This window comes from Mangrovimonas cancribranchiae (genome assembly GCF_037126245.1).
In the GTDB taxonomy this organism is placed as follows: domain Bacteria; phylum Bacteroidota; class Bacteroidia; order Flavobacteriales; family Flavobacteriaceae; genus Mangrovimonas; species Mangrovimonas cancribranchiae.
Genome location: NZ_CP136925.1, coordinates 1675167 through 1687500, shown reverse-complemented (window position 1 = coordinate 1687500; position 12334 = coordinate 1675167). Strand labels below are relative to the sequence as shown.

Genomic DNA, 12334 nt, shown 5'->3' with positions numbered 1-12334 from the left:
AATCCTACAACAGTTATAGAAGAAAGAGCTTAGTTAAACATACTATCCATAATTACTTTTAGCCCTTTAAAAGCAAAGAAAATTGCTAGTCCACAAATAATAAAAGCGACAATTAAAATAGGTATATATAATGGTTTATCTGGGTTAGAAAAACCAATATAGAGTAATGTAGGACCTAAAAACATACCAATTAGGGATATCCCCATTTTTTTTAGGCCTTTAAATAGCAATTCTTTGTTAGTTCTTTTAGTTTCCATTGTGATAGTGTTGAATGGCTAAACGGACGCTTTTGTGTTTTTTAAGTAGAGATGCTGCTTTTTCTTTATTGATATTTAGCTCTTTCATTAGCATTTTTATTCCTCGATCTACAAGCTTATTGTTACTAAGTTGCATATCGACCATTTTATTTCCTTTTACATGTCCTAATTGTATCATGGTTGCTGTTGTAATCATATTTAGAACTAATTTTTGTGCTGTTCCTGCTTTCATCCTAGAGCTACCTGTTACAAACTCTGGACCTACTATAACTTCAATGGGAAATTTCGATACCGATGCTAGAGGACTGTTATTATTACAAGTAATACATCCGGTTATAATACTTTTTTTGTTACATGTTTCTAATCCACCAATAACATAGGGTGTTGTTCCAGATGCAGCAATACCAATAACAATATCTTTTTCTGAAATACTATAAGCAGAAAGGTCTTTCCAGGCTTGTTCTTTTGAATCTTCAGCAAACTCTACAGCTTTTCTTATAGCTTGATCTCCACCAGCCATAAGCCCGATAACTAAATCGTGAGAAACACCAAAAGTAGGTGGGCATTCTGAAGCATCAACTATACCTAAACGACCACTTGTGCCTGCACCAATGTAGAATAATCTACCACCATTGCTAAGTTTGTTTACGACTTGATTGACTAAGGTTTCTATTTGAGGAATGGCTTTTTCTACAGCGTTAGGTACTGTTTTATCTTCATTATTAATGTTTGTCAGTATTTCGTTTACTGACATTTTATCTAGATGATTATAATTAGAATCGGCCTCGGTTGTTCTTGTAAATTCCATAGGTTAAAAATACAGTTAAATAAGTAAAGAGTACGACAAGGACGTTAAAAAGTTATTATGGTGAATTTAAATAATGAACTTTGAATACGTTTTTGCGTTAGTGATGGTAGCGACATCCTCACAATATTATTGTGAGATATAGCGAACAGCATGACCCGTTAGGGTAACGCCCCAAAAAAAAAGCTCCTAATTAAAGGAGCTTTATATTGATTGTTATGCGTTTATTATATTATTAAGTGTTTGACTTGGACGCATGACTTGTGATGTTAATTCTTCGACAGGTTCGTAATAACCTCCAATAGAAGTTGGTTTGCCTTGAATTTTATTTAATTCATTTACTATAGCATTTTCATTTTCTGAGAGTGTTTTATAGATAGGGGTAAACTCGGTTTTTAAATCGGTGTCTTCGTCTTGATTTGCCAAGGCTTCTGCCCAATACATAGCCAAATAGAAGTGACTACCACGATTATCAAGTTCTCCTGCTTTTCTAGAAGGGCCTTTTTTGTTTTCTAATAACTTCTCGGTAGCGTCATCTAGTGCATCTGCTAAAATTTTTGCTTTAGCATTACCAAAGGTTTCGCTTAAATGTTCTAGAGATACAGCTAATGCTAAAAATTCACCAAGTGAATCCCAGCGTAAGTGGTTTTCTTCTAATAATTGTTGTACGTGTTTAGGAGCAGATCCGCCGGCACCAGTTTCAAATAAGCCACCACCATTCATTAATGGAACTATTGATAGCATTTTGGCACTAGTTCCTACTTCTAGAATAGGGAATAGGTCGGTTAAATAATCACGCAATACATTTCCTGTTACCGAAATAGTGTCTTCTCCTTTCTTAATACGTTTTAAAGTGAAGTTTGTTGCTTCGATAGGCGATAGGATTCTAATATCTAATCCTGATGTATCGTGGTTAGGTAAGTATGTATTTACTTTTTTAATTAGCTCGGCATCGTGAGCACGGTTTTCGTTTAACCAAAATACGGCTGGAGTTTGCGATGCACGCGCTCTTGTTACAGCTAGTTTTACCCAATCTTGAATTGGTGCGTCTTTTGTTTGGCACATACGCCAGATGTCTCCTGCCTTTACAGTATGCTCGATTAGAGTATTTCCAGCATCATCAATAACTTTTACGGTTCCGTTTGAAACGATTTCAAAAGTTTTATCGTGAGATCCATATTCTTCAGCTTTTTGTGCCATAAGTCCCACGTTAGGAACGGTACCCATTGTTGTAGGATCGAAAGCACCATTTTCTTTACAGAAATCTATAGTTGCTGTGTAAACGCCAGCATAACTACTATCTGGTATTACAGCTATGGTGTCTTGTGTGTTTCCTTGGGCATTCCACATTTGTCCCGAATTACGAATCATTGCTGGCATGGAGGCATCAATAATAACATCACTAGGGACGTGAAGGTTTGTAATACCTTTATCGGAATTCACCATTGCTAAATCTGGGCCATTTTCAATGGTTGTTTCAATGGCTTTTAAAATCTCCTCTTTTTTATCTGAAGGAAGTTCTTCTAGTTTAGAAAGCACGTTTCCTAGTCCATTGTTTTCTTCTACACCAATTTCTTCAAAAACATCAGCATATTTATTGAAAACATCGGCAAAAAATACTTTTACAGCATGGCCAAAGATGATAGGATCGGAAACCTTCATCATGGTTGCTTTCATATGTAATGAAAAAAGAATATCTTTAGCTTTAGCTTCTTTAACTTGTTCTTTTAAGAAGGTTATTAAAGCCAATTTACTCATGACTGAGCCATCGATGATTTCTCCTTTTTGAATAGGAAATGGTTGTTTTAAAATGGTTTCATTTCCATTGTCATCAGTATGAACAATTTTAATATTGGTAGCTTCTGGTAGTGTTAACGATTTTTCAGTATGAGCAAAATCGCCTTGTTCCATAGTTGCTACATGTGATTTGGAGTTTGAGCTCCAAGCCCCCATACTATGTGGGTTTTTCTTAGCAAAGTTTTTTACTGCTTTTGGTGCACGACGATCTGAGTTTCCTTCGCGAAGTACTGGGTTTACAGCACTACCTTTAATTTTATCGTAACGTGATTTAATGTCTTTTTCGGCATCAGATTGTGGTTCTTCAGGATAGTTAGGAATATTAAACCCTTTGTCTTGAAGTTCTTTAATAGCTGCCATTAACTGAGGAACTGAAGCACTAATATTAGGTAATTTAATAATATTTGTTTCTGGTAATTTTACCAATTCTCCAAGAGTACCAAGGGCGTCTTCTACTTTTTGATCGTCATTTAAAAAATCTGGGAAAGTAGCTAAGATTCTGCCTGCTAACGAGATGTCTTTGGTTTCTATATTAATACCAGACGATTTTGTAAATGCTCTTACAATTGGTAAAAATGAATGCGTTGCCAATGCTGGAGCTTCATCTGTTTTGGTATAAAAAATAGTTGGAGATTTTGCCATTTTATATAATGTTTTGTGAAGTTAAACAAAATTTAATTTAAGTCCTGCAAATATAATAAAATCAAGTGGTTTGAACTTGTAGTTTTAAAGCATTTATTCTACTATTATCTTATAATGTGTGAGTAATCCTAAGACTTGTTCTTTTGAGAATTTAGCTTTAGTTATTTTATTTCTTTCAGGGTTAATTTTATAGTTGTAAGCCGTACTTAAATTGCTGCTTTCTAAATTTGTATTTTCGAAGATAGCCGATTTTAAATCACAATGGTTTAGTATTGATTTTGAGATGTTTGTATTGCTAAAATCGGTTTGATGCATAATACAATCATTAAATTGTGTATTAGGTATTTTTAAGTCTTGAAAAGATGCTAGCTCTAAATAGCAGTTATTAAAACTAAACGTTAATAGAAATGCATTACAAGTGTTAAACTGTACGCCCGTTAATTTGCAGTCTATAAAATCAACGTGATTAAAGCTTGTATGGGTAACATTACAATTACTAAAGTTACAATTAATAAAAGTGCATTCTAAAAAAACATTGTTGCTAATATCTGAATTTGAGAAATCACAGTCTTCGAATGTGCAATTATCGTATTCTGCTTTAGATATTTTGTTGGTAGAGTAGTTTTGACTTTTAAAATGTTGTTCTGAAATAAAAGGTAAATCCATGTGTTTTTTAAAAATGGTAAAGATAGGAAAAACAAAAGCCATATCATTGTAGAAAACTCTACCTTGACATGGCTTTCTTCGAAACAGTTACTACGTGACCTATTTAGTTTTCACTAAATCGACCGATATTAACTCACGTTAATTATCGTTCTTTTCAATTCAAGTTTCACTATTTCAATTTGAAACACATTACTTCTTTCAAAATGTATTGACATGAAGTATGATGTTTCATGTAATTGCTTTCTTGATCCTTTTTTATTTAAATGTCACTTGCGTGCTATTTAAACTTAAAAGCATTGTTTCCTATCTTAACCTTTACTTTCGTTTGTGTTACCTTGGAAACTTTCAGTCTTTCTAGTTTGTACCTGCGAAGCATGTACTACTTTTAAAAACGTCATGGTTTTTTAACTCCCATATGCCTACACATACTGTCTTAAAACCTCGAAAAACAATTATAATAAAGAACGTTACTTTATTTAATTAAACATAAACCTAAAATTAAGACCAACACAAATGTTGTTGTTTAATTGTTGTACTAATATACGTTGCCTTTACTTAAAATAAAACTTTTTATATGTTTAGTTATCAACTTCTTATGAACTTAAGTTGTTAACTTTTGTTAATAAAAAAAGCCTTGTATTTACAAGGCTTTTTTGAAAATCTTTCAACAAGAAATTAGCGGCGTACTTGCTCTTTAATTCTTGCTTTTTTACCAGTAAGACCTCTAAAGTAGTAAATTCTAGCTCTACGTACTTTACCTCTCTTATTGACTTCAATTTTTTGTAAAGCTGGCATGTTGATAGGAATAATACGCTCAACACCTACTGTTCCAGACATTTTTCTAATGGTAAACGTTTCTGTACTACCGCTTCCTCTTCTTTGGATTACAACTCCTCTAAAGAACTGTGTACGAACTTTGTCACCTTCTCTAATTTCGTAATAAACTGTAATTGTATCTCCAGCTGAAAATTCTGGAAAATCTTTTTTTGCTACAAACTCGTCTTGTACGTATTTTACTAAAGACTCCATGTTTTTAATGTTTTGTTGTTAATTCGAAATAACATGCACGATTTTCGCCAGAGGTTAGTCCAAAATTGAGTGCAAAGATAATTAAAAAGTAACAAGTTAAAAGCTTTAAGTGAAAGTTTTTTAGCGTTTCTATTTCACAAGCATAAGGTTAAAGCTTTTGTTCTAGAGGTTAGCTAGCTACAATACTTTAATATATTTATTAAAAAGAAGATTAACTATAAGTGTGGTTATAGTGCTACAAACTTAAAAAAATTAGATAACAAAATTTGCACAGTCAAATATTTATGTAAATTTTGTATTGTAATAAAAACACAGACACTAAATACGTCTTTCTAGCTATGTCAAAAATCTTACTTTCAATCGTTTTTTTCAATTTATATATTACTGCTTTTTCAAATATTCAACAAGTACAAGTAGATAGTTTAGAGCAGCCTTTATACAAGCCATTTATAGAACGTTACATTCTTGATGAAATAAAAAGTTTACGCCAAGAAAACCAAAAACTAAGGGCGCAAGTTACAGAGCAAGTAGCCGAAGCTAAATTAGAGTCGTCAGATAGAGCCATAAATTATACAACAAGCACCGTAAACAATATTTTTTACATTATTACAGCTGCCGCTTCTTTATTAGTATTATTAGGTTGGCGATCACTTAACGATATAAAAAAGAGTATAAAAATAGATACTGCTAAAAAAATACAAACCCTTACTGGAGATTATGAAAAACGACTACAGCAGATAGAAAAAAAATTAGTAGAACGCTCAAAAATAATTATCGAAACGCAACAAGAAATTTCTAATACCAATTCTATTCACTCATTATGGATGCGTGCAGGACTAGAAAAAAGTGAAGAAGAGAAAATTTCGATTTATGATGAAATTTTAGACATTAACCCAAATGATATTGAAGCGATGACTTATAAGGCTGATGCTTTGTTAGAAATTGGTGAAATTCGTTGGGCATTAAACTTGCTAAATACTGCAATAGATAACGATAGTGATTATTCTTTAGCATATTGGCAACGCGCTTGTACTTATGCACTATTAGACAAACCAGACGAAGCCGTTAGAGATATTGAAATATCCTTACAATTATCTGACACACTAACTGAAGAGTTACTTAACGAAAAACACTTTGATAATTTAAGGAATAACAAAAAATTTCAATCGCTTATTAAATCAACTTAAATATTCAATTTAATCTTTTAATAAATCTGGTCTACGTTCTTGGGTTCTTTTGTAGGCTTGCTCTTCTCGCCATTTTTCAATTTTAGGAAAGTTGCCGCTAAAAAGAATTTCTGGAACTTTCATGCCTTTGTATTCTCTAGGTCTGGTATAAATTGGAGGTGCTAAAAGGTTATCTTGAAACGAATCGGTTAGGGCAGAAGTTTCATTTCCTAACACACCAGGAATTAAACGTATAACAGCATCGCAAAGTACAGCAGCTCCTAACTCGCCACCAGAGAGTACGTAGTCGCCAATAGAGATTTCTTTGGTTATAAATTTATCTCTAACGCGTTGGTCGACACCTTTATAATGCCCACATAAAATAATAATATTTTCATGTAATGATAATTTATTGGCAATACCTTGATTTAGTGTTTCACCATCTGGGGTCATATAAATAATCTCATCGTAATTGCGTTGCGATTGTAGCTTTGTAATGCATTTATCAATAGGTTCCACCATCATAACCATACCTGCTCCACCACCAAACTGATAATCGTCTACAGATTTATATTTATCGGTTGTATAATCTCTTAGGTTATGAAAGTGAACTTCAACTAAGTTAGCCTCGATAGCTCTTTTTAAAATGGAGGCTTCAAAAGGGCTTTTTAGAAGTTCTGGTAAAACAGTTATAATATCAATACGCATGAATAAGCTATTTAATAAAAAAAATCTGTAAGCGAAATTACAGATTTTTAATGGTATTTAAGCAGAAAGTTTTTTTAGTTGTTTTTTTGCTTATTGATTTCGTCTTGTAATTGGCGACGCACTTTTTGTTCTCTTTCAAGAGCACGTTTTCTATGTTCTTCAAATTCTTCTTCTACTTCGGAAAGCGATTTTTTTGCCTCACGAGTAATGGTATTACTGTTTTTAAATTTGTATATAAAGAATAATAAGAATCCTAAAAGCCCGATAATAATAGACCACATTAATGTATTGTAACTGCTTTTACTCATTTGCATGCCAAAAAGAGCCATGTTATTTTTCTCTTCATTGGTTTTATTTAATGTATTTTGGGTATTACTTAAATTGGCATTTAGTTTTGTGATTTCTTTTGATTGATTATCAATTACAGTTTGGGTTTTTGCCAAATTTTCATGTAATGCTTTTAAAGAGTCTAACGTATGCGCTTTTAAAGTATAAAGCCAAGTTTTCTTTACCACTTTATATTGTTGGTAATTGTTAGATTTTCTTATAACATATTCAAACTGATTATCTATAGTGCCACTGCTTAAAGAGAGATTATCGTCTTCTTGTGCATATAAGGCAATAGAAAATACTGTAAATAAAATGGATAATGTTAAGGATTTCATGTTTGGAATAGTTGTTTGTTTTGCTGTTACTTGCGAAAGTAACAAATTAAATATTATGCGTAATTAATAGTAAATAAAAAAGTCCTCGTTGGAGGACTTTTTTTATATACGTAAAAATTATGAGTTTAGACTTTTAAGAAGGTTAAAAGTTTAAGTTTGCTCATTAATAATAGGTGTGACGTCTTACTTTAGCAATGTATTTAGCCAATCGGATAACTTGGTGGCTATAGCCATACTCATTATCATACCAAATGTAAAGAATAGCATTTTTACCATCTTCTCTTACAATAGTTGCTTTACTATCATAAATTGAAGGCGCCGAACTTCCTACAATATCACTAGATACTAATTCGTCGCTTAATTCATATTTAATTTGCTCAACTAAATCGCCTTCTAGAGCATATTTTTTAATAATAGTATTAATACCTTCAACCGATGTTGAATTTTCTAACTCTAGATTTAAAATAGCTAATGATCCATTTGGAACTGGAACACGAATAGCATTTGAGGTTAATTTACCTTCTAAAGACGGAAGTGCTTTAGAAACAGCTTTACCGGCACCAGTTTCGGTAATAACCATATTTAATGCTGCAGCACGACCACGACGGTATTTTTTATGGAAGTTATCTACTAAGTTTTGGTCGTTTGTATATGCGTGAATAGTTTCTAAATGACCACTTTTTACACCAAATGAATCTTCCATAACTTTTAAAATAGGTGTAATTGCATTTGTTGTACAAGATGCAGCAGAAAAAATATCTACCTTATCTGGGTTGTGTTCTAAATGATTTACCCCATGAACAATGTTAGGAACATTTTTTCCTGGTGCAGTAAGTAATACTTTGTCTACGCCTTTAGCTTTTAAATGTCTTGCTAAGGCTTCGTCGTCTCTAAAAGCGCCTGTATTATCAATTACTAGGGCATCGTTAATATTGTAAGCAGTGTAATCTATGTCTTCTGGAGCGTTTGCAGTAATCATGTTGACGGTAGTTCCGTTTATGATTAATGCTTTATTTTTTATATCGGCAGCAACAGTTCCTGGAAATTCACCATGTACAGAATCGTTACTTAATAAAGAGGCTCTTTTCTTTAAAATGGTTTCATTTATATCACCACGTGTAACAATAGCTCTTAATCGTAACTGACTCCCTTTGCCCGTACGCGTCATTAATTCTCTGGCTACTAAACGTCCAATTCTTCCAAAACCATATAACACAACATCTTTTGGTTGAATAGGCTCTTGTTTATTAGCGTCTTTTAATTTATCGGCAATAAACGCTAAAGCGTTGTTGTATTTTTTTTCTTCTAAATGATATTCGTAAGTAAGTTTACCAATATCTAATTTTGCTGGAGGTAAGTCTAGCGTTTGTATAGCTTGCGCAATTTCAACTGAATCGAAAATTGAAATAGGCTTTTGTACAAATTCGCAAGCATATTCGTGTAAGTTTAAAATTTGACTTACGTTTCTATCGATTAATTGATTTCTAAAAAGTACTAATTCGATAGATTTATCATACCAAAGATCGCTTACAATTTTAATAAATTCTACCGTAGCTCTTCTTCTGTCTGCTTGAAAAGCTAATTCGCTTTCATAAGTTCCGTTAAGACTCATTTTTAAAAGTTTAGTGTGTTGTTTTTATTTTAAATTTTGTGCAAAAGTAATATATTTCAAACGTTTTCGTAAAGTTTTTTAACAAATAAAAAACCCTTCATTCTTTTGAAGGGTTTTTATCGCTTTCTCATAGCAAATACCTATCGCCAATATACGGTTTCTTTATCGCCATGTTTATTAATAATTTCAAATTTTAGAGGTTCGTTATAGGCTTTGTTTTCTATAATTTTTTTAGCTGTTTCTACATCATTAACATCGTTGTCGTTTATTGCTGTAATAATGCTACCTTCTTCTATACCATTTGATTTCCAATTACGAGCATATCTTGGGTTAAGTTCCGATATTTTTATGCCTTTAGTTACTTTAAATTTCTTTAAATCTTTCTCATTAGCATTTTTTACACGACCAACTATGGGTAAAACGGCCGTTTGATTTTTAATAAGTGTTACTGGAACAATTTCAAGATCTTCGTTATCTCTTAATAAGGTTACATGTACTATGTCGTTAGGGCGTTTTGTACTTAAATAGCCTTTTAAATCGGCAAATTTTGAGATTTCAATATCGTCTAATTTTTTTATAACATCACCTTTTGCTATTCCTGCAACATCGGCTCCAGAATCTTCTTCAACATCACTTACATAAAACCCTTCAGAAGTTGATACACCAAACTCTTCGGCATACTTACTATTTAATGAAATTCCCGATACGCCTAAAATTCCATTTTGAACATTACCAAACTCCATAATGTCTTCTACTACTTTACGCGCAATATTACTTGGTACGGCAAATGAGTACCCAATGTATGAGCCTGTTTGCGAAGAAATAGCTGTGTTTATTCCTACTAAATCGCCATTGGCATTTACCAAAGCACCTCCTGAATTTCCTGGGTTAACTGCAGCATCTGTTTGAAGAAAAGATTGATAATTTTGCCCTGTTAAATCGCGCGATTTTGCACTAATTATTCCTGCCGTAACAGTAGATGTTAAATTAAAAGGATTACCAACAGCCAATACCCATTCACCAATTTTAGCTTGATCGGAGTCACCAAATCTTATAAAAGGTAAATCTTCTTCGCTATTAATTTTTAAAAGCGCAATGTCGGTTTTTTTATCTGTACCAATTAATTCGGCATCATAAATCTTATTATCGTTTGTGGTTATAGATATTTGTGACGCACCATTAATAACATGGTTATTGGTAATTATGTAACCGTCTGGAGAAATAATAACACCACTTCCTGTTCCTACTTGCTTACGTTGCGAACTTCTACCAAACATTAAATCTTGTAATGTTGTAGGACCCGAAACGGTCGCTGTATTTTTAACATGAACAACAGCGTGAACTGTTTTCTCTGCAGCTTCAACAAAATCGGGAGATTCCGCAATATTATAGGCGTTGGTAATTGTGTTGTTTGTTGGTAAAAAGCTTGGTTTTTCTTCGGTTTGAGCAACAGATATTGTAGACTCTTTTTCAATAAAAAACTTGTAGGCAGAAAGGGTAATAATACCACCTAAAGCCGATACTAAAACTAAACTGGCTAACTTTTTCATATGTTTTAGGTTTTATTTTAATTATTTAACGATTAAAATTAATTATTTATTGAGTTTTATGTTTTTTGTTTAACGATTTTTAACGCACGATTTAACGTGTTTTAACATCATAAAAAACCGCTTAATATTTCTATATTTGCCAAATCTATGGCAATTGAATTCTATAAATATCAAGGAACGGGAAACGATTTTGTAATGATTGATAATCGTCAGTTACAATTCGACAAAAACAATACCAAATTAGTCGCACAGCTGTGCGACAGACGTTTTGGCATAGGTGCCGATGGGTTAATTTTATTAGAGAACCACGATACAGCAGATTTTACAATGGTGTATTATAACTCAGATGGTAACCCAAGTACAATGTGTGGTAATGGCGGTCGATGTATTGTGGCTTTTGCAAAGTTTTTAGGAATTATAGAAAACATAACAACATTTGAAGCTGTTGATGGTACTCATCATGCGCATATAGAACATGATGTGGTTAAATTACAAATGCAAGATGTTACTGAAATAGAAGCAAATGGTGATTTTGTGTTTTTAGATACCGGTTCGCCACACCATGTAACTCGTGTAAAAGATTTAGCAAATTTTAATGTTACAGAAGAAGGCGCTAAAATTCGTTATAGCGATTTATACGGGAAAGCTGGTAGCAATGTGAATTTTGTTTCAAAAGTTTCTGATGATACGTTTAGATTACGTACTTACGAACGCGGTGTAGAAGACGAAACGTTATCTTGTGGAACTGGAGCTACAGCAGTAGCTTTAGCGATGAATTATATTGGTGAAACCGAGAAAAACCTAATCACCCTTAATGTTGAAGGTGGCCAAGTGCAAGTCTCTTTTAATAAAATAGGGAATGGTTATGAAAATGTATGTTTAATAGGTCCAGCAAAACAAGTTTTTAAGGGTAAATGGTAACATTAAAAGGAGAACATATTTTCTTAAGAGCTTTAGAACCAGAAGACCTCGATTTTATTTATGGGATTGAAAACGATGAAACTATTTGGGAGCTTAGCAGTACGCAGACACCTTACTCACAATATCTTATAAAAGATTATTTAGCCAATGCGCATAGAGATATTTATGAAGTAAAACAACTAAGGTTACTTATTTCAAATTACGATAATGAAGCTCTTGGGTTAATCGATTTGTTTGATTTTGATCCTAAAAATAATAAAGCAGGTATTGGCATTTTGATAAAATCATGTCATGATAGACACAAAGGTTTCGGTAGCGAAGCTTTGTCCTTGCTTCTAAACTATTGTAAAATCCATTTAGGATTACACCAAGTATATTGTAATATTTCAGAAGAAAATACGGCAAGTTTAAATTTATTTAAAAAACACAATTTTAACATTGTAGGCATAAAAAAAGATTGGAACTTGGTTAACAATCAATATAAAAACGAATACTTATTACAGTTACTATTTTAAG

Annotated in this window: 13 protein-coding genes (1 of these 13 running past the window's edge); 4 read left to right on the top strand and 9 right to left on the bottom strand. The window is 32.6% G+C overall.

The genetic code is table 11. The features are described 5' to 3' along the window. Nucleotides 1-33, top strand: partial view of a hypothetical protein gene (locus R3L15_RS07560; protein ID WP_338730914.1) — the 3' end only. It extends 462 nt beyond the left edge of the window; the window shows 33 of its 495 coding nt (coding positions 463-495); its start codon lies off the left edge, out of view; it ends in the stop codon at nucleotides 31-33. Here the strand turns inward: R3L15_RS07560 and R3L15_RS07555 are convergent. From R3L15_RS07555 to rplS, 5 genes are all read right to left on the bottom strand, one after another. Then, nucleotides 30-257 (bottom strand): DUF6095 family protein, encoded by a 228-nt coding sequence (locus tag R3L15_RS07555; protein ID WP_338730913.1) that lies wholly within the window; start codon nucleotides 255-257, stop codon nucleotides 30-32. The genes R3L15_RS07560 and R3L15_RS07555 overlap by 4 nt on opposite strands. Continuing rightward, the gene (gene murQ / locus R3L15_RS07550; RefSeq protein ID WP_338730912.1) at nucleotides 247-1065 is read right to left on the bottom strand and encodes an N-acetylmuramic acid 6-phosphate etherase; all 819 of its coding nucleotides are present in this window, start codon (nucleotides 1063-1065) and stop codon (nucleotides 247-249) included. The genes R3L15_RS07555 and murQ overlap by 11 nt, the downstream gene beginning before the upstream one ends. Nucleotides 1066-1278: 213 nt before the next feature. Continuing rightward, complete coding sequence (locus R3L15_RS07545) at nucleotides 1279-3501, bottom strand: NADP-dependent isocitrate dehydrogenase (protein ID WP_338730910.1); 2223 nt, start codon at nucleotides 3499-3501, stop codon at nucleotides 1279-1281. A 93-nt stretch (nucleotides 3502-3594) separates the two neighbouring features. Then, nucleotides 3595-4167 (bottom strand): pentapeptide repeat-containing protein, encoded by a 573-nt coding sequence (locus tag R3L15_RS07540; protein ID WP_338730909.1) that lies wholly within the window; start codon nucleotides 4165-4167, stop codon nucleotides 3595-3597. A gap of 675 nt (nucleotides 4168-4842) precedes the next feature. Then, nucleotides 4843-5196 (bottom strand): 50S ribosomal protein L19, encoded by a 354-nt coding sequence (rplS, locus tag R3L15_RS07535; protein WP_338730908.1) that lies wholly within the window; start codon nucleotides 5194-5196, stop codon nucleotides 4843-4845. A 338-nt stretch (nucleotides 5197-5534) separates the two neighbouring features. Here rplS and R3L15_RS07530 point away from each other — a divergent pair, with 338 nt between their 5' ends. Then, entirely contained in the window at nucleotides 5535-6383 is an 849-nt protein-coding gene (locus tag R3L15_RS07530) for a TPR end-of-group domain-containing protein (protein ID WP_338730907.1), read from the top strand. Nucleotides 6384-6392: 9 nt separating this feature from the next. Here R3L15_RS07530 and trmD read toward each other — a convergent pair whose 3' ends face one another. The 4 genes from trmD to R3L15_RS07510 all read right to left on the bottom strand — a co-directional run bounded on the left by trmD (nucleotide 6393) and on the right by R3L15_RS07510 (nucleotide 10897). Beyond that, entirely contained in the window at nucleotides 6393-7070 is a 678-nt protein-coding gene (trmD, locus tag R3L15_RS07525) for a tRNA (guanosine(37)-N1)-methyltransferase TrmD (RefSeq protein WP_338730905.1), read from the bottom strand. 74 nt (nucleotides 7071-7144) lie between these two features. Beyond that, nucleotides 7145-7735 (bottom strand): tRNA (guanine-N1)-methyltransferase, encoded by a 591-nt coding sequence (locus R3L15_RS07520; protein WP_338730904.1) that lies wholly within the window; start codon nucleotides 7733-7735, stop codon nucleotides 7145-7147. A 163-nt stretch (nucleotides 7736-7898) separates the two neighbouring features. Then, the gene (locus R3L15_RS07515; RefSeq protein ID WP_338730903.1) at nucleotides 7899-9347 is read right to left on the bottom strand and encodes a glyceraldehyde-3-phosphate dehydrogenase; all 1449 of its coding nucleotides are present in this window, start codon (nucleotides 9345-9347) and stop codon (nucleotides 7899-7901) included. Between the two features lie 140 nt (nucleotides 9348-9487). Continuing rightward, nucleotides 9488-10897: a trypsin-like peptidase domain-containing protein gene (locus tag R3L15_RS07510; RefSeq protein WP_338730902.1), complete on the bottom strand. Its 1410-nt coding sequence runs from the start codon at nucleotides 10895-10897 to the stop codon at nucleotides 9488-9490. A 147-nt stretch (nucleotides 10898-11044) separates the two neighbouring features. On the opposite strand from R3L15_RS07510, the gene dapF reads away from it, so the two are divergent. Both dapF and R3L15_RS07500 read left to right on the top strand, forming a co-directional pair. After that, a complete protein-coding gene (gene dapF / locus R3L15_RS07505) occupies nucleotides 11045-11818 on the top strand; it encodes a diaminopimelate epimerase (RefSeq protein WP_338730900.1) in 774 nt (257 codons plus the stop codon). Further along, the gene (locus tag R3L15_RS07500; protein ID WP_338730898.1) at nucleotides 11812-12333 is read left to right on the top strand and encodes a GNAT family N-acetyltransferase; all 522 of its coding nucleotides are present in this window, start codon (nucleotides 11812-11814) and stop codon (nucleotides 12331-12333) included. The genes dapF and R3L15_RS07500 overlap by 7 nt, the downstream gene beginning before the upstream one ends. Nucleotide 12334: the final 1 nt, after the last annotated feature.

Coding starts and splice junctions, on each gene's coding strand:
- R3L15_RS07555 (WP_338730913.1), bottom strand. CDS start 257: ATGGAAACTAAAAGAACTAACAAAGAATTGCTATTTAAAGGCCTAAAA.
- murQ (WP_338730912.1), bottom strand. CDS start 1,065: ATGGAATTTACAAGAACAACCGAGGCCGATTCTAATTATAATCATCTA.
- R3L15_RS07545 (WP_338730910.1), bottom strand. CDS start 3,501: ATGGCAAAATCTCCAACTATTTTTTATACCAAAACAGATGAAGCTCCA.
- R3L15_RS07540 (WP_338730909.1), bottom strand. CDS start 4,167: ATGGATTTACCTTTTATTTCAGAACAACATTTTAAAAGTCAAAACTAC.
- rplS (WP_338730908.1), bottom strand. CDS start 5,196: ATGGAGTCTTTAGTAAAATACGTACAAGACGAGTTTGTAGCAAAAAAA.
- R3L15_RS07530 (WP_338730907.1), top strand. CDS start 5,535: ATGTCAAAAATCTTACTTTCAATCGTTTTTTTCAATTTATATATTACT.
- trmD (WP_338730905.1), bottom strand. CDS start 7,070: ATGCGTATTGATATTATAACTGTTTTACCAGAACTTCTAAAAAGCCCT.
- R3L15_RS07520 (WP_338730904.1), bottom strand. CDS start 7,735: ATGAAATCCTTAACATTATCCATTTTATTTACAGTATTTTCTATTGCC.
- R3L15_RS07515 (WP_338730903.1), bottom strand. CDS start 9,347: ATGAGTCTTAACGGAACTTATGAAAGCGAATTAGCTTTTCAAGCAGAC.
- R3L15_RS07510 (WP_338730902.1), bottom strand. CDS start 10,897: ATGAAAAAGTTAGCCAGTTTAGTTTTAGTATCGGCTTTAGGTGGTATT.
- dapF (WP_338730900.1), top strand. CDS start 11,045: ATGGCAATTGAATTCTATAAATATCAAGGAACGGGAAACGATTTTGTA.
- R3L15_RS07500 (WP_338730898.1), top strand. CDS start 11,812: ATGGTAACATTAAAAGGAGAACATATTTTCTTAAGAGCTTTAGAACCA.